We start from the raw sequence: 23,408 nt of genomic DNA on the forward strand, positions 1-23,408 counted from the left end.
ATTAAGCTCCTTAGAATAAACTAAAATACCAATCGGTTACCGTTTTAGAAAAGATCAAAAGTATATATCCCGACATTGCTATAGCCGGTGCAAAAGGAAATTCCCTTGTTTTATCCGGTAAGAATCTCCTTCTTATTCCCACAAATAAAAGTCCAATGATACACGAAAGAAGTATCAGTTCATAGCTTCCTGCTGCCCCAAGATAAAGAGCAAGCATTCCGTACAGTTTGATATCTCCTCCGCCTAGTGCGTCTCTTTTTAACACCTTTCCCATCAAAAGAGCTATCGCAACCATGATCACTACTATGCCCACGCAAGAGAGGATATTCTCAAGTATCCCGGGTATATTCGCTTTATCTTTTTCCAAAAGATATTGAGCTGTCTTCGATACTATGAATGTGATAACTCCCACGATGATGCAGCCGTTTGGTATTTCCATGATCTCAAGATCTACCAAAGATGCTGCAAATAGGCAGGCTGTAAGTATTATGTACGTTATCAGCAAGATGATATTGTCCCAAAATGCTATGTAGAGTCCAAGACAGAGAAGTCCGAATAATAGCTCTGTCAGCGGATATCTTACCGATACTTTTTGCTTGCAGTATCTGCATTTCCCGCCGGAAAAGATATAGCTGAATACCGGAACAAGATCCGGTGCTCCGAGCTCATGTCCGCAGTGCATGCAGTGGCTCTTTCCCTTTACCCAGTCTTCTTTTCTTACTATCCTCATTGCCATGCAGTTAAGAAAAGAGCCAAGGGCGAGGCCGAATATGAAAGTCACGACTCCAAAGTAGATGATCAATAGCTTCTCCCGTCTGAATACTTACATAGTGTTATACATACTGAACATTGCCATATATATCGAAATAACAATAAATCCCGCGATCACTGCAAGGAACACCAGGATAGCAGGCTCAAGCATCGCTATCGCCTTGGCTACAGCCTGTTCAAGTTCGTTGTCATAATACCTTGCTACAGTATCAAGTGTGGTCTTAAGCTCACCGGTATCTTCTCCGACTCCGACCATATCTGTAAGGATATCGGGAAAACATCCGGCTTCCGTCATGCCGGCTCTCATGGTCTTACCTTCTTCAAGTCTTGTTACCATCTGAAGTGTCTTTTCCTCGTATATCTTGTTTGGCATGACCTTGGAGGTTACTCCAACCGCTTTGGTCATCGGGATCCCCGACTGGACCATGGTCGCCATTGTGTTGGCAAATAAGCTTGCGCAGTTAAGCTCCATGATATTTCCGAGTACCGGAAGCTTAAGCTGGAGCTTTGCTATGTTTCTGGCTCCGTTTGGAGATTTTTTATAAAGGATCACGCCGAACGCGATAGCCGCAACAAGCACGATGAAATAGATAAATGTGTCGCGTACAAAGTTGGATATCGCTATGAGCATCCTTGTCATAAGAGGTAGCTGTCCGCCTGTCTCATCGAAGATGGCTGTAAATGTAGGTACGACCTTGACCATAAGTACGATAACTACGATCACTGCGATCACCAGTACAAACGAGGGATAGATCATTGCTCCTCTTACCTTTGCTCCCATCTTGGTCTGCTTGTCATAGTGCTTATATATTGACTCAAAGCTTCCCGCAACATCTCCTGCTTCCTCACCTGCCTTAAGTGTCTCGCAGAATGTAGGAGGAAATTTGTCGTTTCCGTGGTCTTCAAATGCTGCAGATATGGTTCTTCCTGCTTCTACATCTGCCGCAACCTCATTGAGTACTTTTTTAAGGAATTTATCTTTGGTCTTATCTCCGATAAGTCTGACCGCTCTTGCTATCGGTATTCCCGCTGAAAGTATGGTTGCAAACTGACTGCACATCATAGTAAAAGCTTTGGAATTAAGCTTACTGCCACCGATATCACCAAAAAGGATCTTTCCGATAAGCGTATCGGATTCTCCCTTTATCTCGGTGAGCGATATTATGACGTTATAGTTATTTCGTATTTTGGCGGATGCCTCAAGTTCATTGGTGGCTTCAACCATCCCCGTTACCTGAAGTCCTCCGCTACCTTCTGCAACATACTTATAGTTTTTCATCACACACCCCGCTGCCCAAATCCGTTATGATCAAAAGATATTTCTGTTTACAAAGTCTTTATTTACCGCGTAATGAAGCGCATTTTCTCTTGTTATCATTCCCTTTTTCACCAGCATGCATATTGCCTGATCCATCGTCTGTCCGCCGATCTCGGAACTTGTCGCAACTGCATTGGCGATCTGAGGAGTATTACCTGTTCTTATAAGATTTCTGATAGCATCGGTGACTATCATATATTCGGCTGCAAGTACTCTTCCACCGCCTTTTTTCTGAATGAGCTGCTGAGTAAGTACAGCCTGCAATACCATGGATAGCTGCAATCTTATCTGCTGCTGAGCATTCTCGGGAAAGACCTGTACCATACGGTCAATGGAGTCTGCCGCACTTCCCGTATGCAATGTTCCGAATACCAAGTGTCCTGTCTCAGCTGCAGTTATAGCTGTCTCAATAGTGTCTCTGTCACGCATCTCACCGATAAGGATAACGTTGGGATCCTCACGGAGTGATGCTCTAAGTCCCATTGCAAAGCTCTGGGTATCTTTTCCTACTTCTCTTTGATTTATCGCGCACAGATCCGGAGTGTACATGTACTCGACGGGATCTTCCAGCGTTACGATATGTCTTTTGTAATTGTGGTTGATGTTGTCCATTATCGCAGCTAGTGTTGTTGACTTACCGGAACCGGTCTCACCGGTTACAAGGACGATTCCCTTATGGAGCTTGGGAAGATCAAGAACTGCCGGTGGAAGTCCGAGTGTTGAAAGTTCCGGGATGTGCTCAGAAAGTATTCTGAGAGCAAGTGACGGAACTCCCTGCTGCTTGAACAAATGGATACGGCATCTGTTGCCTGCAAAGGTATCTGCAGCGTCAAGTTCTCCGGTCTTCATAAGTTCATCAAAAGCTTCCTGCGTCTTAGAAAGCTCTTTTGCCATATTAAGGCAGTCCTCGGCGGTCACAGGAGTCTCTTCCATGTTCTCAAGATCGCCGCTACTTCTGTACTTGGGCGGAAGGCCGCAGATCACATGTATATCGGAGGCTCCGTCTTCCTTGGCCTTTATAACGAGCTGTTCTATTGACATCATAAGCATCTACCTCAATCACTTTCGTTGGTGATACGCATTACTTCGTATACTGTGGTTATGCCATCATATATGAGCTTTATACCTGCTTCTTTAAGTGAAACGAAATTGTTTTCAGGCTTTTTTAGTTCTTCGAGTATTGCTTCTCTTCCTGCTTTCTTGGTAATGAGTTCCCTGATCTTGGGTGTTACCAGCATGATCTCAAATACGGCGATTCGTCCCGAATATCCTGTATTAAAGCAGTGCTGGCAGCCTTTTCCGACTTTAAATTTCGTTCCGGGCTGTATCTTGATACCAAGCCTTTCCTCGTCGTCGGCCGTAGGTGTATATTCCTCGGCGCAGTACGGGCAGATACGCCTTACAAGTCTCTGTGATATTACGCCTCGCAGAGTCGCTGATATAAGATAGGGCTCAACGCCGATATCTTCAAGACGGTCGATAGCTCCGACGGCGTCGTTGGTATGGATGGTACTCATAACGAAACGTCCCGTGAGTGCCGCTCTCATACATATATCTGCGGTCTCGCCGTCTCTTATCTCACCCACGGAAATGATATCCGGGTCCTGTCTGAGGATCGCTCTGAGGCCGTTTGCAAAGGTCATATTTACCTTGGGATTTATCTGTACCTGATTGAGACCGTCAAGGTTGTACTCTATAGGATCTTCCAAGGTCACGAGGTTAACATCCCTTGTGTTGAGCTCATTTAACATCGCGTACATGGTCGTCGTCTTACCTGCTCCGGTAGGTCCTACGAGAAGCATTACGCCGTTCTTGTAATGGATGAGCTTTTCGTACTTCTCCATGTCGTCCGGACGTAGGCCCAGCATCTCTTTGTCGATATTGGTCGCCGACTTATCAAGGAGACGACATACTATCTTTTCACCCCAAGCGATCGGAAGTGTGGATACACGCATGTCGAAATTTCTATCGGCTACGGATACGGTAAATCTACCGTCCTGAGGTATCCTCTTCTCCGCAACGTCCATTCCCGACATGGTCTTGATACGTGCGATAACGGCCATTGTGATGTCGTTTGGAACTTTCAGGACATCACGCATAACGCCGTCAACTCTCATCCTGACATCCATTTCGTTTTCTCTTGGCTCGAAGTGGATATCCGATGCGCGTTCCGCCGCTGCTCTTTCTATTATTGAGTTAACAAGTCTAATTGTGGGAGCATTGTCAGAATCACCGGAAAAAGATCCCGATGTGATGACATAGTATTGAACGGATGAATCGAGTTTATCGGGAGCCGATGCATCCGTATCCTGATCTCGTTTATAATCTTCGATAGCTCTCCAGGCGCCCTCATTACCGTAAAGAGTATTTATCGCTCTTTCAACAGCAGAGCTCGTGGAAATAAGAGGTACGATCTTAAGATTGGTAACTTTTCGTACCTCATCAAGCGCATAGTAATTCAGAGGATCGTCCATGGCAACATACAGAGTGTTGAACTGCTTCTGCACCGGTACCATGTGATTCTTTTTCGCCGTATTCGGCGGTACAAGTTTAGACAGCTCAAGCGGTATGTTGACCTTTGTAAGATCCACATAATCAACTTCAAGCTGCACAGCCAATGTCTTGGCTATATTCTCGGGTGTAACGATCTTATTATTTATCAGGACCTCACCAAGCTTTTCCTTGGTCTTCTTCTGAGTATCCAAGGCAAATTCAAGCTCTTTTTCTGTTATGAGTCCCCTCTCTATCAAGAGATCACCGATACGCTTTCTAGCCATATTACCCCCTTGATAATGGTTTATAGTACAGATTCAATAGCTTTGCGATTGCCAAATACGATTACTTCGGCTTCACTTTCTTCGCCACTGTACCAACCTACACCAGGTGCTAAATTATCACTGTCATAAGAAACACCAATTATAATTCCATAGGAAGTTTTAGAAAATTTATACTCACTGACTACAGTTGTTCCATCAAGTTCTCTAAGCTGTACAGTCCACTCATTATTACCATCTAATTCCATACAAAAGCTTCCATTGCTGTTACCATCTCCCCAGTGGCTTCCACCATCAGTTGATGTGAATACCACTAATTCCAATTTGCCATTCATCATGTAATTTGCAGAAAGCTCAGCACATAATGCTCTGGCATTTGCTTCATCTGTGGCTAATTGTGCCTTTTTGAGCTGTGCTGTAAATACCGGTATTGCTACAGCTACAAGCACTGCTATAATTGCTACTACGATTAGGAGTTCAGCTAAAGTGAAACCTTTGTTTCTATTCGCTTTAGTAGTCATAGTTTTATACCTCCTGCTACTGCTTATTAATTCCTATAATTATTAGGATCGATTTCACAGCATGTTACTTTGGAATTTTCTCCAAAATACGTTATTGTCCTTAAATTAGTGTCAGTAGGTAAAGTCGCCCAAGCTACTTCATCCAATCCGGCAGCAGCAAGCTGTCCCTCAATATCATTTCTATATTTCAATAATTGTGCTTCCGTTAAAGGAATTGCTACATCATCAATATATATAGCAAATTCATTATTATTGTATTCTTCATCATAATCTCCGAACATCGCCCTTGACTGTGCCTCAGCGAATCCTGCTCTTATATTAGCTACAGTAGTGGCTACTTTTGCTTTATCCAACTGCGCAGTAAATACCGGTATTGCTACTGCAACAAGAACTGCGATAATGGCTACTACTATCAAAAGTTCAGCTAAAGTAAAGCCTTTGTTTTTATCACCATGCACCATGTCTTTTTTCATATAATGCCCTCATCTTTCATCAGTACTCCGGCCCCTGACAATCAGTGTCTACAGAGCCATCTTCCTTAAAGAAAAACCATATTGGAATGTCCTCACCCACGTCACATCCGATTATGCCTGCAACAGGAAATGGTAGCGGATCAAAATATTCATGTTCCCATTTTTCACTTTCCGCTTGAGACATATTAAATTCATACATAAAATCTAAATTGCTTTGCATATTAACTTCTGTGGCATAAATAAATTTCACTCCATTAGTTGAGCCTGAAGCATCAATAATATGACCATTTCCCGGCTCTCCTGTTAAATACGCCGCAGAGGCTTCAGCGTAAGCACTTCTGAGATTAGCAATTGTCGTTGCCACCTTTGCACGTTTTAACTGAGCAGAAAATACCGGTATAGCTATAGCTACAAGAACTGCTATAATTGCTACTACAATAAGAAGTTCTGCAAGAGTAAATCCTTTTCTATTCCTTCTCATATGCTTACCCCTCATTCTTTGGTTAAAGAATAATCTAAAATACAATTAGACAGCACAATTCAATATCAATTGGCATCAAAGATACCGCATTTACCATTTTTAAAGAAAGCAAATCCAACTGTATATTCTTGGCCGGGATGAATTGCAACCCCTACTCCATCTACATCTTCAAAAGGTAAAGAAGCCCAATCTTCATCAGTAAGTCCGTTTGAATTGAAAGTTATTCTTTTCGCCCATTGGAACTCAACATCACCACTATCATCCAAACCATAGGGAGAAAAATCATCTGAAACTTCTTCTGTCAACCTGGCTGCGGAAGCTTCCGCATACAAAGATCTTAAATTTGCCACATCTGTTGCTCTTCTGGCTTTTTCAAGTTGAGCAGTAAAAACGGGGATTGCTACTGCTACAAGTACAGCAATGATAGCTACAACGATTAACAGCTCTGCTAATGTAAAACCTTTTTTCATTGATTTCCTATTACGTTGTAATAGTGTTTTATTAGTATTTTTCATTGCAAGCACCTCCTGGCTCAGCTTACATGTGCTAATAATTCTTGTGGCAATGATGTAAATCAAAGGCCCGCATTATCGCCGTATTCAGCCATAATGCCATCCTCATCTAACCAAAATGCAAGATTAGTTTTTCCGTCCCCATCTTCATCATAAGGACCATTTAATGCAAAATCCTCCAGCCCTACTTTTTCGCAGATTTCTTGGAAATGTTCCTGTAAAGTCTCCGCGCTGCAAGGTATCGCTACATCTTCAATAATGATCGCATCCTCATAATCAATTGTTTCTGTAAGCATGTCCACTTTTGCCTCAGCAAGGGCACTCCTTATATTAGCTAGTGAAGTAGCATATCTTGCTTTCTCAAGCTGCGCTTTAAACACAGGAATAGCGATCACTACTAAGATAGCGATGATAGCAACTACAATAAGGAGTTCAGCTAATGTGAATCCTTTTTTAACATATTTTTTATATGATGTATTTTTTGCACTCATCTTACGCCATCCTTTCACTGAATCTTACCTAATTAGTCCAAATTCCCAGATAGTCCTCTAAATCCGAACTAACACTTGAACCATCATCATCAATTTCAGATTGGAAAGCAACTCCAACTTTTCCGCTTTCACAAACATATATAATTATGTAGTTAGTATCAGCCCCGGTGTAATTAGGACAACCGCCATAAAATACACCATCAGGTAAATTAACAGTTCCTTTCAATCCGGGTTGTGACGCTTTACCGCCTCCCATGATAGTTTCATCCCTAACAATAGTTCCCGAAGAAACATCAAATTCAGCATAATATGCAACATCAACATCATTATCATATTTAATAAATAATGTTTCATCTTTATAATCACCGGAAAGATATGCCGCACTTGCTGTTGCATAAGCACTTCTAAGATTAGCTATATCTGTGGCTTCACGTGATTTTTCAAGTTGTGCTGTAAATACCGGTATCGCAACTGCTACTAACACAGCTATAATTGCTACAACAATCAATAATTCAGCTAGTGTAAAACCTTTTTTATTCCCTCTCATATGCTTACCTCATCTATTGTTTGTAGTGATCAATTATACGGCTCATTATTAATGTCTATATCCCAATCGCCATTTTCATTAATAGTAAAGAAAACATACAATTCAGATCCTGCTTCGAAATCACTCGTACTCCATGCATATCCGTTTGTTATACCCAATTCATCAACTATAGTCGGAAGATAATCATTTAACTGATCATAGCTTAAAGGGCACTTTACTCCGGGGATCTCAACCTCCGTTAGACCATATTCATGAATAACATTTTCATCATCAAGTAAGAATGCAGCAGCCGCTTCGGCTTTCGCAGATCTGAAATTTGCCAATGTAGTTGCCTGTTTTGCTTTCAATAATTGCGCAGAAAAAACAGGGATCGCTACTGCTACAAGTACTGCTATGATAGCAACTACAATAAGGAGTTCAGCTAATGTGAATCCCTTTGTATTACATTTTTTCCTATTCATAAGGCGTCCCTCCTTATTGAAAATATGCTTTATAAATCAAACGATGTGATTTCTATATATGTACGAAAATTAAGGTTCTTTTCCGAATACTACTGCAGTATTGTTATTGTATGAGCAAGCACCTACCTTAACATAGGGTGCATCATCTCCATCGCCCAATACAATCGTAATATCGGTCATACAGTTAAATGAATACTTTGATGAACCTTCTGTACCCTTGGTGATAGTAACTTCTTTCTTTTCACCATCTCCGTCAAGCTCGTCATTATCAACTGTGTATGTCTGTTCTCCGTTTGCCAGATAATCAGCTGTAAGCTCAGCATAAATTGATCTAGCATTAGCTTCATCTGTAGCATATTTAGCTTTGTTGAGCTGTGCTGTAAATACAGGAATTGCTACTGCAACAAGTACAGCGATAATTGCTACAACGATCAAAAGCTCCGCCAGTGTAAATCCCTTATTCCTCGAATTGTTCATAATTTTGCTCCTTTCCCGCTCATAAGAAGTATTTGATATGATAATTTTACCTACTAAATACACCTCATAAAATAGATATTTTCTGATTTTTTATTAAATAAAAATAAAACTTATTCGTTTTTACGATATTATCTAACAATTTGATAAAATGGTCTCAAGCTGTCAATATAATCGGTATATTCTAAATTATACCATATTTTTAAACGCTTTTTCGTATTGATGTATAATAGGAGCATACAGCGAACAATATTCAAGGAGCTCACCATGACAGAACAAGAAGTCAGAAATAAATACGAAGAGATAACCAAGACCCTTATAGCCAAAAAGCTCACCATCACTACGATGGAGAGCTGTACTGCAGGACTTATAAGTAGCCTTATCACGGACACCGAAGGTTCGTCGCAGGTGCTTAAGGGAGCTTTTGTGACATATTCAAATGAAGCTAAGATCATGCAGAATGTACCTGCTAAGGTGATAGATGAGTACGGAGTGTACTCCAAAGAGACGGCGATCGAGATGGCGAAGGCATGTAAAAACACCTACGCCGCGGATATTGGCGTAGGTGTCACCGGTACTATGGGAAATATCGACCCGTCAAATAATGACAGCGTGCCGGGTGAGGTGTATTTCGCCATAGCTGATAAAGAGACTCTTTCCTCGGAACATGTAAGCTTATCGCCCAGGGACAGCAGGTACCTGTACAAGTTGTCCGTCGCGGACATAATTGCCGATAAGCTCCTTGAAATACTGAGAGGTTGCTCCGAATAAGCATATATAGTAAAACAGCGCGGCATTTTCATGGGGGAAAATTCACTTATAGGGGTGGTATGCTCACGCTGCTTCACTTCTTCCGTAGACCGTCTCGTAGTACTGCTTGGATGTCATGAGATAAACAAATATATATACCAGGAAGAAGCTTACGCTTGCTATTGTTATACACATAAAGAAAGTAGGTATATCAACGTAAAGTATGCTGTTTAAAAAGAGTCTTACTATACTGCTCGCAATTGCGGCATGTATTATCGAAGCAAACACCGGTAAAAAGAACATTGTCATTACCTGCGTTCTGATAGTCTTCTTAGCCTCTTTTTCCGTAAGTCCGACTTTCTTAAGGATGTCAAATCTTCTTCTGTCTTCAAGTCCTTCCGACATCTGCTTGTAGTATATGATCATCACTGTTGCAAGTAGGAATACAACAGACAGGAATCCTCCGACAAACAAGACGCCGCCGTAAATGCTGTAGAACTGGCTTCTGTACGTCTGCTTGTTTCTTACATCATCGATTGAAAAGCCTCTGTTTACAAGCTCGTCGTTTAAAAGATCCACTTTATCAAATCTGTCTTTGTCTACAAGATTAAATTCGATACATGAAACATGGTCAAAATACTGTTTTTCTTCATCTCCGAGTACAAGTACCTCTTTACCTATTTTTTGATTCAGGTTCTCATCATCGGCAACGATCAATAGCTTACCGAAAAGAAACATCTCGGGCTCATAGATTTTCTCAATATCTTCATTCTCAATCTCACCCTTGATCTTGTATTCATCACCGAGCATTTTAATGCTGCCGGTTTTCATGATCTCTTTCGGGCACTCTTTTACATATACTTCTCCCGGTCCTACGCTTATATCTTGCCCTGTTACATATTTATATTCCTCGGGCGTAAGTATATAAACATCCAATATGGACGCAAAATCGGTTATATTCGCATTCAGACTGCTAAAAGCTGCAAATCCGTCATCTGTTAAAAGAAGCATTCCCTGCGTATACTGCAATGTTTCCGTGTCACATGCTTCTATTCCGATTTTTTGGCACGCGTCGTTCGTTGAATTCATGAATGTATTTCTGTCAAAGTTTTCATCGACATTTGCGACAATTACGGTATCTTTTGGGAACATCATATTTATGTTCTGCTCTCCTAAAAGAGATATCGAAGCACAGCATGTAAAGAGAATTATTACCGCAGTTGAAAGTACGCATATGGATGCAAGTCCGACCGCGTTGTGCTTCATTCTGAACATAAGGTTGGATACACTTATAAAATTCCTGGTATTGTAATAGAATTTCTTATTCTTCTTAAGCATCTTAAGTACAAAAATGCTTCCGGCTACAAAAAGAAAATATGTGCCGAGGATTACAAAAAATACACTTTGGAAAAGCACTGATAATGCGGAAAAAGTGTTTTTTGTCCTAAGGGCAAGAACATATCCTATGCCAAGGCATATAGTTCCGGCAATGAGAAGAATATATCTTGTCTTAGGCTCTTTTTCTCCCATATTCTCACTTTTCAAAAGAGCTATCGGCTTTCCGAAATTGACCGAAAGCGCGTTGTATATGAAGCATATAAAAAACCAGATTTCAAATGCTATCAGCGTAAATAAAAGAGCATTCGTTGAAAAAACAAGTCCGTCCAAAGGTTTCTGGCCAACAAGCTTATAAAGAACAAGAAGCATGAGCTTATTGAGGAAGGTCCCTACTATGATACCGAGGCCGATCGCAAGTGTTGATGTAATAACGTTCTCGACAAAAAGGATCGCGGCTATGTGCTTTTTGCTAAGCCCCAGTATCCCGTAGAGTCCCATCTCTCTTTTCCTGCTTCGCATAACGAATCTGTTGGCATATAAAATAAAGCCGAAGGCAAAGAGGATCACTATTCCTTTTCCGATAGAAAGAAGAGCTGCTATAGTTGCTGCTCCGTAAAAGACTTCTCCGTTTGCGGTAACAAGAAAACCTGTCCTTGAGAGAGAGTCCATAATGTAAAAGAGCATGATCATGATGGAACTTGAAATAATGAAAGGAACCAAAGTCCTGATATTCTTTTTCATGCTCGTAAAAGCCATTTTTAAAATGAACTTAGGATTCACTTTCGTCTCCTCCTCTCATAAGAACGGTAACTGCATCGCAAATATCATCAAGCATCTCGCTTCTTGTCTTTTCTCCGCGATAAAGCTGATGGAAAACTTCTCCGTCCTTTATGAACATAACTCTGCTTGCATAGCTTGCGGCAACGTTACTGTGAGTAACCATAAGGATTGTCTGGCCGCTCTTGTTGATCTCTCTAAAGAGTCTCATAAGATTAGTTGCTGCCTTGGAATCAAGCGCTCCCGTAGGTTCATCCGCAAGAAGGATCCTGGGATTCGTGATAAGAGCTCTTGCAACTGCTGTTCTCTGCTTCTGTCCACCGGATACCTCGTAAGGATACTTGCCAAGGAGGTCTTCAATGCCGAGCCTCTTAGCAACGTCTTTTACCTTGGAATCCATGGTCTTATGGTTTTCTCCCGCAAGTACAAGCGGAAGCTTGATGTTGTCTTCTATAGTGAAATTATCAAGAAGGTTGAAATCCTGGAAAACGAATCCGAGATTCTGTCTTCTGAAGATTGCTCTCTCATTGTCTTTTAACTTGGAAAAGTCCTTGCCGTCGATAAATGCTTTTCCGGCTGTGGGAACATCAAGACTTGCAAGTATGTTCAAAAGAGTTGTCTTTCCGCTTCCGGACTCACCCATGATCGCAACGAATTCCCCATCTTCAACGCTGAAGTGAACGTCCTTAAGTGCTGTAACCTGTTCTATTCCCATGCGGGTTGTGTAGATTTTTTTGATATGGCTGACTTCCAATAATGACATGATATTTCTCCTTTTATAGACATTATTTATGATGAGACGGATTACTCCGCTTCCTTTTCGATGAAACTATAGTAGCAAAAAAAGAAATGTAAAACCTTGTTATTGGCTTACATTTCTTCTTGTTATTCTTACATTTTTGTAAGGTCCGATGTGTGTACGTTTTCCTTGGAAACAGTGATGCTGACCTCGGTTCCTTCGCCTTCCTTGGAATCAATGCTCAGCTTGTGCCCGAGCTTATCGCAGATGTTCTTGCAAAGATAGAGTCCTAGTCCGCTTGCCTTCTTGTCGATCCTGCCGTTGTAACCGGTAAAGCCCTTTTGGAAAAGTCTTGGTATGTCCTCTTTTCTGATTCCGATTCCTGTGTCTTTTACTTTTAATATAATGCTTCCGCCGTCCTGCTCCGCGTAGAAAGTAACGCTACCTTTCTTGGTGTATTTAAGAGCGTTGGACAGTATCTGCTCAAGTACAAAGCAAAACCACTTCTCATCCGTTAGGATATTGCAATCAAGGTTCTCCATGTTGACTGCGATGTGGTTATAGATAAATACAGATGAGTACTTCTTAACGACCTGCTTGACTATGTTCTCAAGGTTGTAGCTCTTAAGTCCGAGATCGTTGGACATCGCTTCAAACCTCAGATAATTAAGGCTCATCTCTACATAGTTTTCTATTTTAAAGAGCTCCTGTCTGCAGAGCGCTTCATTCTTATCGGGGTCCTGCAAAAGAAGATTGAGCGCGGCAATAGGTGTTTTTATCTGGTGCACCCAGAGCACGTAGAAGTCCTCTTTTTCCCTAAGTTCCTCCCAGTTATCGACGTCCGCTCTTCTCTCAGACTCTTTTTCCACATTATTGTCTTTGACCTTTACTACCTGCTGATAGTAATTTACAAACAGTACCAGAGCACTCTTTATCATCATAAAAAGAACCAGATAAATAAGGTACTCTTTGGATATTTCATACAGATTGGACACGATAAGAAGTGTCACTGTAATTATCAGATCTCCGTAAATGAGATTCTTGTTATTATTCAGAAATTGCTTCTTCGCCAACGATGTACCCCATTCCTCTCTTGGTAACAATATAGTTATTAAGTCCCGCGTTTTCTATCTTTTTCCTGATCCTGGTGACGTTGACGGTAAGCGTGTTGTCATCAACAAACTCCTCGTCGCCCCAGAGTCTCTCCATTATGGTCTCTCTTGAAATGACCTTGCCGGGAGATTCCATCAGGGTCTTAAGAATAAGGAATTCATTCTTGGTAAGCTCAAGCTTCTCATCACCCACCATTGCTGTCGTATCGTCAAGATTGAGCTTAACGCCTCCGCATGAAAGAAAATGTGCTGTCTCCGGATGAGCACTGCTGCGCCTTAGTATCGCCTGTATCTTGGCTGTAAGGACCTGCAGATCAAATGGCTTAGATATGAAATCATCTGCGCCCATGTTCATCGCCATTACTATATTCATATTGTCATCTGCAGATGAGAGAAAAACTATCGGCACGTTTGAAGTCTTTCTTATCTCACTGCACCAAAAGAATCCGTTGCACACAGGGAGCTTAAGATCCATCAGAATGATATCGGGTTCGTAACCCAGTGCTTCTTCCGTTACATTATGAAAATCTTCAACAATCTTGGCTTCCATCTGCCAGGAGCTAAGATGTTTCTCGATCATTTTTGCTATTACATCATCATCTTCTACTATAAATACTTTCACCACATGCCTCCCCTTGCTGTCGTCGTTTAAACTTCACGTATCATAATAACATAAAAATGTAAATAAAAGGCAGCTGATCATAGGATTCGATCAGTTGCCTTTTAAGCTTAATGGTGAAAATAATCCAAAAGGAGAGCTATAAACACAAACTTATTTTTCTTCATGAAGTTCACATCTGACATTTTTTCTTTTATTGAGAACTACTATCAATAAGATAAATGCAACCACTCCGAAGATTGTGTCGGGAATTGCAGACATGATTCCTTCTAAAATTGTTTTATCCATTGTAGGCATACCGATTCCATCCAATTGACTTGAATAGCAAGCCCAAACACTTTCAACGAAATCATAAACTCCGTGTATGAAAACAACCACCCAAAAATTGTTAGAAATATAGTAGATACTAGCCAATAAAATTCCGGCAAAAAATACATATACGACCTGGAAAGTTGTAGTTACTACAAGATTTGGATACATCATAAGATTTGTAAAATGAATAAGAGCAAATGGAATCGCAGACATAACTACTGCCAAGATTATCCCTCTCTTGCTTTCACCAAACCTATTTCTTAATGTATTGAAAAGTACACCTCTAAAAAGAGTCTCTTCATATAATCCAACTCCAAACATAAGTATCAGCATAAAGATTGCACTTGGAAGTCCCTCCATAAATCCTATATCAGTCGGAGACATACCACCTATAAAACCGCGTATGCAACAAGCTATTCCCAGCAATCCTGCAACACTAAAGAGTCCTTTTGAAAAGCCTCTGAATTTAAATTCAATCCCATACAGCTTAATCATAGAAACAACTCCAATTATGCCTATAACATATCGTATTATCGAACCCGGAATCCCCAAGGCTCCGTCACCTAAAAGCGACATTACTACTGTCGATACTAAAAGCAAAATGATAAAAAGCACCAGTCCCGGTGCAGAACTTCTTTTTTCCATATTTTTCTCCTTAAAAAATTACCAATAAAAGTCCATGGGCCATGTCCTTCATCATTCATTCTCATATCTTTCTATACACTTCTGAAGCTTGGAATCTCTTATAAGGAAAAGGCCTATGGCAACGCTCACAACAGTAATAGCTATTCCCTTAAGGATGAGTGCATCATATCCAAGCCACTCCGCAACTGTACTTCCTATTCCACTAAGTCCGGTATTTCTAAAGATGCAGAAATAAAGCATGAGCGAAAGATCAAAAACTGCATGGAGTATAGAGCATACCCAGATATTACCGCAGCGCACATAAAGTGCATTGAAAAAGAAGCCTATTCCGATAGCGTAAATGACCTGTGTATAGATAGGTGTCGGATCACTACAACCATTAAGATTAAAAAGATGTATCAATCCAAACGCTATGGACGGAATAGTCATGGCAGTAATGATACCTGTCTTGGTGTTCCCGATCGCAGATCTGATAAAGTTAAAAAGGACTCCTCGCGTAAGGAACTCCTCTCCCATACCTGCTCCGATAGTTATTGCTACCACAAAGATAATTATGTCTTTGGTTCCCATAAGAGGAGTTCCGTATTCTTTTATTCCTTTGATCAAGTAAAAGACAATATTAAAAACAGTCCACGCAGTGAAAGCTCCGCCTACTACAATACCTTTTCCACAGCTTTTTATATTGAAACGAAGTGCTTTTTTTAACCCAAATGCAAGTAAGAAAACTATATATATCGCCACTTCTATAATGGAATGGATCATGTAATCCACCACACCGTCACCGGTACTGGGGATCATTGGTACAAGTATAGCGGTGGCAAAATATGACACAATAAACAGAATTATTCCTATCCAATACTTTGTTTTATTCATAATCTCTTTTACTCCTCAATTCCTCTTTTCTTAAATTCTCTAAACAGCAGAATAAAGAATATTACTGCAGTAATTGCAAATAAACCTGATGTTTTGATTGCTTCCAATACGGTGATATCCTGATCGGCATAAATATGTGATCCTGAAGTCACAAAACATCCCATAACGGTAGCTGCTATGTCAAAAAGCCCATGTAGGATGGAAACCACCCAGATATTGTCTGTAATGTAATAAATGCACGCCAAAGAAATTCCGATCAATGTCGCATATGCAACCTGATTAAATGTTGTAACCACAAGATTGGGACAATCCATAAGATTGATAAAATGCATGCATCCAAATATGAGCGAAGAAAAAACTATCGACTTTACTATGCTGCTACGGCTTTCACCCATACGATTTCTGAATGTATTAAACAACACGGCTCTGCAAAGGGCCTCTTCAAAAAGACCTACACCCATTCCCCATATCAGAATAATGATAACTGCGGGGAGCGCCTGCAAAAATCCATATTCCGGTGTTTGCCATGCATCAAATAGGTTATGCACACATTCAGCCAGAAAGAGCAGTGATCCGGCGGAAATAAGCCCTCTAAGCACATCTTTTCCTCTGAATTTAATGTCAATTCCAAACAGCTTGGCGGCAGCAATGATTCCGCCAAAACTTATGATTACACGAACTGACGTGAATCCTAAGCCGAAATTCTCGGCTCCGCCAAATATAGTGCTTGCAATGTTATAGAGGACAAACATAATTATCGCGACCAAAAAACCCGCTACTGTTTTCCTTTTTTCCATTTCTAATCTCCTTTTGAATTAAATAAAAAACGTGGTTTGTTACTTTGTATATAAGGCCTTTTATATACCACATCTGTCGTACTACTATTGACATGGTACGCTATGCTGTAAAACAAATCCACACACTGTTGGTATGGAAAAAATAAAAAAATGCCGCCCCGTGAGTATCATCGGGGCGACATTTTTGCCTGACTATTATTTCTTTATGATATCAACCAAACCATTGATTGCTTTGTTTTGATGCTTATCCTTATGGATCAGTACCTGCGAATAAATGGGGAAATCATCCCCCTTCCAGGTAAGACGCTTAAGTTTTCCGTCCTTTACTTCTGTTTCCGCCGTGATATCCGGGATAAACGCTACTCCTAAGCCGTTTATGGCAAACTGTTTCAGTATTTCTTTACTGCTTGTTTCCAGCACTATTTTAGGTAAGATTCCATGCTTCTCGAGGTCAGCAATCAACATATTCCTGAAATTACATTTATGTCCTGTCAAAAGAAGCGGCAACTCTCCAAGCTCTTTTTCCTTAATGCTCTTTCCTGCAATCGGATGCTCCGGAGATACGTAGAAGCCGAGTTTTTCCCTTTTCTTGTGCAGGATCTTAACCCTCTCATCCTCGATGAGCGGATTAAGTGTATAGACCATGTCAAGCTCACCCTTTTGCAGAAGATCCGGAATACTTTCGTGCGTGACAAACTGTATTCTGATCTCTGTCCTCGGGTTATCCTTGTTATACTCCATCAAGATTCGCGGAAACCCGGTAATACAAAGTGACTCAGATACGCCCAATTTCAATACGCCCGAGGAATTTGCTTCATCTGCTACATCGAGGCGAATATCCCGCTCTAATTGCAGCATCTTCTCAGCATATGCTATAAGTCTATCGCCTTGTGATGTTACCGAAATAGTTTTGCCAAGGCGCTCAAACAGCACGCACCCCAGTTCATCCTCAAGCTGCTTGATCTGCGTCGTAACAGTCGACTGCGCATAACCCAGATTATCGGCCGCAGCAGAAAAACTTCCCAGTTCAGCGATTTTCAAAAAAGTGTTTAGCTGTGTGATTGTCATAACATCCTCCATATAGTTCAGTTATAAATCCATATCCGCGTGAAATAAAAAGCTTGACACAACTACTATTATCGTCATAGAATTCACTCAAGAAACGTGGTTTTGTGCCGTACGGTTTTACCTATGCGGGGTACTACGTTTCTTTTTTATGTCTATCACGTCATAAAAACAATCTCCTGCATTCAGTAAAATTGAATCAAATAATAGTTTATTTCAATTTTACTGATATTATGTTTGGTGTTATTATACGATCAAATCCAATCAAACGCAAGGAGGACTTCACATGAACGAACTATGTAAGATCATTAAAGACACCGTTAAACCTAACTTCTTAAATATCCGAACTTCCATACAAACCTATGACAGAGATGCTATCTGCTGCGGCGCTCCATGTTGGAGATGGGTGTATCACGCTCTCCACTCAGCCGACAAATGGTTTTTCAATCCGTTCGTTTACGAAGAACCTTCATTTCATGAGGCAGGAATGGATAATCCGGATAATCCCACAAGCGTTGTGCTCTCTGATGAGCAGCTCTTGTCTTATCTTGACCGAATAGAAAAGAAAACCATGGATTATTTGGATTCACTTACTGATGAAGATCTGTATGAAAAGCCGGAGAAATGTATCTACACGCGCTTGGAACTTGTCCTTCGCCAATACAGGCACATCTCATTCCACACCGGCATGCTGAACGGTCAGACTGCCATCGCGACCGGACAATTCCCTATGTGGGTTTCCCAAACCGACAAATACGTCGATGACGGCATCTTCTTCGGCCGCTACCGCAAAGGCCAGATCAGTACGAAGTGATCACAAAGGGGCGAGCACCAAAGCTCGCCCCTCTTTTTTGTCATTTAAACAATCACGCAGATCACTAATCCAATATTATTGACAAATTCCGCTTTTTCTGTTACTTTTTGATTAGGAAATGGGTTTTCACCGGGTAGGACTTATGTCTGACAGGACTTGCCTGTTTCTTTTTTTATTTCCAAAACATCGTATAGATACTTCTTCCCACTTGAAGCGTGTCTTATAAGAAGACGACCTCGAAAAATATTGTATCTTTCTACACTTTCATCATCCCCGTATACTGGCAAAGCAAATCTTGTATCATAGCGATACCATCCATTTTTAGCATCTGCCCCCTTCAATTTTTTAGTATAAATAGAACCAGCATATTCATTAGGAAGTTCTGAACCTATATAAATCATCTCATTATCTTCAGCTATAGAGAAAATATCCCCTACATATTGTTTTAAGTATTTTTCAACATCCTCCCACTGGATTGAACGTCTGCCTTTAAAAATAATATCGTTAATAACAACAATCTTATTACCCTCTGCATCTTCTATTACCGACACATTTCTTTTTGTTTTTTTCTCAAACTTAATCTGATAGGCAATTAACCTTGGAATATAATCCGGAGGTGTTCTTCTTCCCGCTTCCCAGTCTTCCAACGTACGAACAGGGATGCACAAATGTCACCCGTGATTGGTTTGAAGGGGATCTTTCAGGCATACCTCTTTTTCCTTCTAAAACAGCACAGATATAGTAGTGCCCACACCAGGTGCACTATCTACCTCTATTTTAGCATCATGAATCTCAACTATGTGTTTTACGATTGCAAGGCCAAGGCCTGTACCACCTGTAGCTTTAGATCTACTTTTATCCACGCGGTAAAATCGTTCAAAGATTCGCTGCTGCTCTGAAGCAGGTATTCCTATTCCGTTGTCCTTAACTGTAAGCGCCGTCTGCCCATCTATTTTCCCCACAGAAACTTTTACTTTGCCGCCGGAATTATTATATCTGATAGCATTCTGCCCCAGATTTTCAACCAACTCTTTGAGCATATCTTTGTTTCCGCGAACAATACTCGTTTTCCCCTCTAGCTCAATTGTCACATTTCTTTGTTTCGCATTAACTGATAAGACTTCCATACATTCTGAGGCAGTCTCGTATAAGTCAACCTCTGCAAAATGTAACTCAGAATCTTTTCTATCCAAATCCGAGAGTCTCAAAATATCATTTATCAATGCAAGTAATCTGTCGGCATTCTTTCTGATTTCCTGATAAAAATGATTCTGCTTCTCAGCGCCTACCATTCCTCCCTCTAACAATTCAGCATAACCGGAGATAGCAGTAAGCGGTGTCTTAAGCTCATGTGAAACATTAGCTGTAAAATCCTGTCTAGCCTTTGCCGCTGATAAAATATCTGTATGCTGTGTGCGAAGCATTTCTGCCAAAGGATCTAATTCCCTGTACGGCGATTCATAATCTGCATTCTCCAAATTTTCCGCCATCATCTCTATTGGTTTTAAAAGCTGTTTTGTAAGCAGATGAGAAATCGCTACGCAAATTGAAATGATCAAGAGAATAATTAATAGAATAATTGGTATCGCTGATATGAATACAGCCCAAATGCTCTGTGCATTGGTAGCAACACGAAGAACCGTTCCATTATCTAAACGCAACGCATAATAAAACGTATCCTCATTCATAGTGTCAGATCTTCTAACTGCTTCCCCTTCACCATGTTCAAAAGCCGCCTGTATCTCTGGTCTGTCAAAATGATTTTGCAATAGCTCCGCTGAGGCATCATTGTCATATAAAACAGTTCCATCTTTATCAATCCAAGTTACACGCAGCTCATCTAAATCAGTAGATAAATCTATCTGATCTACATCAATATCTACTGATTCAAAATATTGGGTATCCTTTAGAAGTTTCGCACTGACAGATAGATCTGATCGCACCTGACCCTCAAAGAGATTGTAATATATAATTGTAATTCCAATAACTGTTGCGATAATTGCTAATATCGCAATTCCAACCAGTCTTATATTTATTCTTATTTTCATTCGATTACATATCCTACATTTCTCACGGTCTTGATTCTACTACCATAATCCCCTAATTTTTGGCGAAGAGTTTTTACATGCATGTCTATAGTTCTTGATTCCCCCTCGTAATCCGCTCCCCATACCTGCTCCATGATAGTGTCACGGTTCAGTACGATTCCTTTGTTTAATACAAGAAAAGACAAAAACTCATACTCCTTATAGGTTAGCTCAACATGATTTCCACTGATAGTAACCTCATGCTTTTCATTATTTATAACCAGTTCGTCCAGCCTAAGTTCTTTTATATCCTCAGCCTGAGTTCTACGAAGCAGGGCTTTCACCCTTGAGACTAGTTCCATAACCGAAAATGGCTTCTTGATATAATCATCAGCCCCATCCTCAATTCCTCTAACTAAATCAAGCTCTGTTGTTTTAGCAGTAACCATAATCACAGGGAGTTTCTTTGTCTCTGGATTTTTTCTAAGCTTCTTTACTATTTCATTGCCACTTTCATCCGGAAGCATAATATCCACTAAGCATAAATCCGGAATCACATCATTCATCTTGTCGTAAAAATCTTTTGCACATGAAAATCCTAATACCTTATGTCCCGCATTTATGAGGGCCAGCTCTTCGATTTCCCTTATGCTGTCATCATCTTCAATTATATAAATAAGCGCCATTCATCTCTCCTATTGTGCGTCCTTAGACTGTCCTATCTCTTTCTTACTGATGGGGTAATGCTTAATCAGTTCTTCATACTCTTTGTTGAAGCTCTTTCTATCTTCACTGGATAAGCTTTCAAAATACTCATGCGTATTATAATCATCATCTAAAATAGTTATCATTTCAACTGCAATATTTGAACAATGATCAGACACTCGCTCCAAACCGGTCAATACATCATCCAAAATAAATCCCATTTCAATAGTAGACTTGCCCTTCTTCAGTCTCTTGATATGATTTTCCTTAATCGTCTTGCAGAGTGTATCAATAACTTCTTCAAGAGGCTCTACATGAACAGCAGCGTTTACATCATTTCTACAAAAACTATCAATAGTTAGTGCACATATATCATTAACCGCTCTGCAAAGAGCTTCCATTTCCCTAAGCTGCCTCTTCTTGAACTCTAAGCCCTTATCTTTTATTTCTTCTGCTGATTTAACAATCTCTAAAGCATGATCTGAAATTCTTTCAAGATTACTGATACTATGCAGAATAATCGACATACTTTGACTATCCGATTTAGAAATATTCTTACTTGATACTTTTACCAAATATGAGCCAATTGCATCCTCATACTTATCGACTACAGCTTCAAGTCTTGTAACTTCCTTAACCTTTTTCTTGTCATATTCTAATAGAGCTTCAAGTGATAAGGCGATAGATTTCTGACAAAGCTCCGCCATTTCTCTTACTTTTCCACGGCATAGTTCCATTGCAAATGCCGGCCTATCCAAGAATCTCTCGTCAATAATGATAGAATCCCTTTTAACCTCCGGCTCCTCAACTCCATTTGGTATAGTAATTTCAGCCAGCTTTACGAGCTTATCTGCAAATGGAAAAAGGAGTATTGCCGCGCCAATATTAAATAAACTATGAATCACAGCTATCCCTGCTGCATTGGCAGCTTTATCTAGAAAAACAAAATCTATAACTGTATTCAATGAATAGAATACAACCATAAAAACAATAGTTCCTATAAGATTAAAATATAAATGTATCATCGCCGAGCGGCGTGCGTTTTTGCTTGCCCCGACAGATGAAATAATTGAGGTTACACAGGTTCCAATATTCTGCCCCATAATAATCGGAAGTGCTACTGCATAATGAACAGCTCCGGTAGAACAAAGTGCCTGCAAAATACCAACAGATGCAGATGAACTCTGAATCACTGCCGTTAGAATTGCACCAACAGCCATTCCAAGTATAGGATTCCTAAAAGCTGTCATCATTCTTGTAAAAGAAGTATTGTCTGCTAGCCCAGACACAGCTCCACTCATTGTTTCCATTCCAAACATGAGAATCGCAAATCCAAGTAAGATTCCACCTACATCCTTTTTCTTAGATTCTTCTTTGTTTGACATAACTAAAATAATACCTATCGCCGCTAATATAGGCGAAAATGATGAAGGCTTTAGCATCTTAAGCCAAATGGTACTTCCCTCGATTCCTGTAAGTGAAAGCATCCAGGATGTAATAGTTGTACCCACATTTGCCCCCATAATAATACCTACAGCCTGATTTAGCTTCATAATTCCTGAATTTACAAATCCAACTACCATGACAGTAGTTGCAGATGATGATTGAATAACTGCCGTAACTCCTGCGCCAAGCAACACCGCAAATATCCTCTTTGAAGTAAGCTTCTCAAGAATTATTTCCAACTTTCCGCCTGCCATCTTTGACAGTTCATTCCCCATCATGCTCATTCCATATAGAAACAGGGATAGCCCACCTATCATATTTAGAACATTAAAAATATCCATACAAATTCCTTTCTTTACTATCTTCAACTTAACCGCTTATCAGAATATCTCTTGAAAGTAAAATGTATAGACAGCTTTATGTAAAATCCATGTAAAATCTATTATCAACATTGGTAAAAATGTACGTAAAAAAACTCGTGACCACCAAATACCGATAGTCATGAGTTTTTATTTATATCATCTGAAAATGTCTAAAAGCCTCTTCAATCTCCTTGTATGTAGCCT

Annotated in this window: 26 protein-coding genes; 2 read left to right on the plus strand and 24 right to left on the minus strand. The window is 40.3% G+C overall.

Going from position 1 to position 23,408, the window contains the following annotated elements:
• Positions 1 to 10 precede the first annotated feature (10 nt).
• The 12 genes from D6853_RS05895 to D6853_RS05950 all read right to left on the minus strand — a co-directional run bounded on the left by D6853_RS05895 (position 11) and on the right by D6853_RS05950 (position 8,826).
• Entirely contained in the window at positions 11 to 802 is a 792-nt protein-coding gene (locus D6853_RS05895) for a prepilin peptidase (RefSeq protein WP_120657118.1), read from the minus strand.
• Between the two features lie 21 nt (positions 803 to 823).
• Positions 824 to 2,050 (minus strand): type II secretion system F family protein, encoded by a 1,227-nt coding sequence (locus D6853_RS05900; protein WP_120657119.1) that lies wholly within the window; start codon positions 2,048 to 2,050, stop codon positions 824 to 826.
• Between the two features lie 30 nt (positions 2,051 to 2,080).
• Positions 2,081 to 3,133: a type IV pilus twitching motility protein PilT gene (locus tag D6853_RS05905; RefSeq protein WP_243108303.1), complete on the minus strand. Its 1,053-nt coding sequence runs from the start codon at positions 3,131 to 3,133 to the stop codon at positions 2,081 to 2,083.
• 11 nt (positions 3,134 to 3,144) lie between these two features.
• Entirely contained in the window at positions 3,145 to 4,866 is a 1,722-nt protein-coding gene (locus D6853_RS05910) for a GspE/PulE family protein (protein ID WP_120657120.1), read from the minus strand.
• A 20-nt stretch (positions 4,867 to 4,886) separates the two neighbouring features.
• A complete protein-coding gene (locus D6853_RS05915; RefSeq protein WP_120657121.1) occupies positions 4,887 to 5,384 on the minus strand; it encodes a type II secretion system protein in 498 nt (165 codons plus the stop codon).
• Positions 5,385 to 5,410: 26 nt separating this feature from the next.
• Positions 5,411 to 5,857: a pilus assembly FimT family protein gene (locus D6853_RS05920; RefSeq protein WP_120657122.1), complete on the minus strand. Its 447-nt coding sequence runs from the start codon at positions 5,855 to 5,857 to the stop codon at positions 5,411 to 5,413.
• Between the two features lie 19 nt (positions 5,858 to 5,876).
• Positions 5,877 to 6,338, minus strand: a complete 462-nt coding sequence (locus tag D6853_RS05925; protein WP_243108304.1) for a type IV pilin protein — start codon at positions 6,336 to 6,338, stop codon at positions 5,877 to 5,879.
• Between the two features lie 65 nt (positions 6,339 to 6,403).
• Complete coding sequence (locus D6853_RS05930; protein ID WP_120657124.1) at positions 6,404 to 6,853, minus strand: type IV pilin protein; 450 nt, start codon at positions 6,851 to 6,853, stop codon at positions 6,404 to 6,406.
• Positions 6,854 to 6,912: 59 nt separating this feature from the next.
• Positions 6,913 to 7,341 carry a prepilin-type N-terminal cleavage/methylation domain-containing protein gene (locus D6853_RS05935; RefSeq protein ID WP_120657125.1) on the minus strand — a complete coding sequence of 143 codons (429 nt, stop codon included), beginning with the start codon at positions 7,339 to 7,341 and terminating at the stop codon, positions 6,913 to 6,915.
• A gap of 28 nt (positions 7,342 to 7,369) precedes the next feature.
• Positions 7,370 to 7,888 carry a type IV pilin protein gene (locus D6853_RS05940; protein WP_120657126.1) on the minus strand — a complete coding sequence of 173 codons (519 nt, stop codon included), beginning with the start codon at positions 7,886 to 7,888 and terminating at the stop codon, positions 7,370 to 7,372.
• Between the two features lie 29 nt (positions 7,889 to 7,917).
• Positions 7,918 to 8,349: a type IV pilin protein gene (locus D6853_RS15475; RefSeq protein WP_243108305.1), complete on the minus strand. Its 432-nt coding sequence runs from the start codon at positions 8,347 to 8,349 to the stop codon at positions 7,918 to 7,920.
• Between the two features lie 69 nt (positions 8,350 to 8,418).
• Positions 8,419 to 8,826: a type II secretion system protein gene (locus D6853_RS05950; protein ID WP_120657127.1), complete on the minus strand. Its 408-nt coding sequence runs from the start codon at positions 8,824 to 8,826 to the stop codon at positions 8,419 to 8,421.
• Positions 8,827 to 9,090: 264 nt separating this feature from the next.
• Between D6853_RS05950 and D6853_RS05955 the strand changes: the two genes are divergently transcribed.
• The gene (locus D6853_RS05955; protein ID WP_120657128.1) at positions 9,091 to 9,594 is read left to right on the plus strand and encodes a CinA family protein; all 504 of its coding nucleotides are present in this window, start codon (positions 9,091 to 9,093) and stop codon (positions 9,592 to 9,594) included.
• Between the two features lie 63 nt (positions 9,595 to 9,657).
• Here the strand turns inward: D6853_RS05955 and D6853_RS05960 are convergent, their stop codons facing one another.
• From D6853_RS05960 to D6853_RS05995, 8 genes are all read right to left on the minus strand, one after another.
• A complete protein-coding gene (locus tag D6853_RS05960) occupies positions 9,658 to 11,691 on the minus strand; it encodes an ABC transporter permease (RefSeq protein WP_120657129.1) in 2,034 nt (677 codons plus the stop codon).
• Positions 11,681 to 12,451, minus strand: a complete 771-nt coding sequence (locus D6853_RS05965) for an ABC transporter ATP-binding protein (protein WP_120657130.1) — start codon at positions 12,449 to 12,451, stop codon at positions 11,681 to 11,683. The genes D6853_RS05960 and D6853_RS05965 overlap by 11 nt, the downstream gene beginning before the upstream one ends.
• A gap of 128 nt (positions 12,452 to 12,579) precedes the next feature.
• Complete coding sequence (locus D6853_RS05970; RefSeq protein ID WP_243108306.1) at positions 12,580 to 13,500, minus strand: sensor histidine kinase; 921 nt, start codon at positions 13,498 to 13,500, stop codon at positions 12,580 to 12,582.
• Complete coding sequence (locus D6853_RS05975; RefSeq protein ID WP_120657132.1) at positions 13,475 to 14,164, minus strand: response regulator transcription factor; 690 nt, start codon at positions 14,162 to 14,164, stop codon at positions 13,475 to 13,477. The genes D6853_RS05970 and D6853_RS05975 overlap by 26 nt, the downstream gene beginning before the upstream one ends.
• Before the next feature lie 147 nt (positions 14,165 to 14,311).
• Positions 14,312 to 15,115 (minus strand): CPBP family intramembrane glutamic endopeptidase, encoded by an 804-nt coding sequence (locus tag D6853_RS05980; protein ID WP_120657133.1) that lies wholly within the window; start codon positions 15,113 to 15,115, stop codon positions 14,312 to 14,314.
• 51 nt (positions 15,116 to 15,166) lie between these two features.
• Positions 15,167 to 15,988: a CPBP family intramembrane glutamic endopeptidase gene (locus tag D6853_RS05985; RefSeq protein ID WP_120657134.1), complete on the minus strand. Its 822-nt coding sequence runs from the start codon at positions 15,986 to 15,988 to the stop codon at positions 15,167 to 15,169.
• An 8-nt stretch (positions 15,989 to 15,996) separates the two neighbouring features.
• On the minus strand, positions 15,997 to 16,785 hold the full coding sequence (locus tag D6853_RS05990; protein ID WP_120657135.1) for a CPBP family intramembrane glutamic endopeptidase: 789 nt from the start codon (positions 16,783 to 16,785) through the stop codon (positions 15,997 to 15,999).
• A 195-nt stretch (positions 16,786 to 16,980) separates the two neighbouring features.
• Positions 16,981 to 17,853: a LysR family transcriptional regulator gene (locus D6853_RS05995; RefSeq protein WP_120657136.1), complete on the minus strand. Its 873-nt coding sequence runs from the start codon at positions 17,851 to 17,853 to the stop codon at positions 16,981 to 16,983.
• Between the two features lie 283 nt (positions 17,854 to 18,136).
• Here D6853_RS05995 and D6853_RS06000 point away from each other — a divergent pair, with 283 nt between their 5' ends.
• Positions 18,137 to 18,664 carry a DinB family protein gene (locus D6853_RS06000; protein ID WP_120657137.1) on the plus strand — a complete coding sequence of 176 codons (528 nt, stop codon included), beginning with the start codon at positions 18,137 to 18,139 and terminating at the stop codon, positions 18,662 to 18,664.
• A 140-nt stretch (positions 18,665 to 18,804) separates the two neighbouring features.
• Here D6853_RS06000 and D6853_RS06005 read toward each other — a convergent pair whose 3' ends face one another.
• The 4 genes from D6853_RS06005 to D6853_RS06020 all read right to left on the minus strand — a co-directional run bounded on the left by D6853_RS06005 (position 18,805) and on the right by D6853_RS06020 (position 23,183).
• The gene (locus tag D6853_RS06005; protein ID WP_243108307.1) at positions 18,805 to 19,311 is read right to left on the minus strand and encodes a hypothetical protein; all 507 of its coding nucleotides are present in this window, start codon (positions 19,309 to 19,311) and stop codon (positions 18,805 to 18,807) included.
• A 75-nt stretch (positions 19,312 to 19,386) separates the two neighbouring features.
• Entirely contained in the window at positions 19,387 to 20,712 is a 1,326-nt protein-coding gene (locus D6853_RS06010) for a sensor histidine kinase (protein WP_120657138.1), read from the minus strand.
• The gene (locus tag D6853_RS06015; protein WP_120657139.1) at positions 20,709 to 21,377 is read right to left on the minus strand and encodes a response regulator transcription factor; all 669 of its coding nucleotides are present in this window, start codon (positions 21,375 to 21,377) and stop codon (positions 20,709 to 20,711) included. Before D6853_RS06015 ends, D6853_RS06010 begins: the two co-directional genes overlap by 4 nt.
• Before the next feature lie 9 nt (positions 21,378 to 21,386).
• Positions 21,387 to 23,183, minus strand: a complete 1,797-nt coding sequence (locus D6853_RS06020) for a Na/Pi cotransporter family protein (protein ID WP_120657140.1) — start codon at positions 23,181 to 23,183, stop codon at positions 21,387 to 21,389.
• Positions 23,184 to 23,408: the final 225 nt, after the last annotated feature.

The organism is Butyrivibrio sp. X503 (genome assembly GCF_003625475.1).
Lineage (GTDB): Bacteria > Bacillota > Clostridia > Lachnospirales > Lachnospiraceae > Butyrivibrio.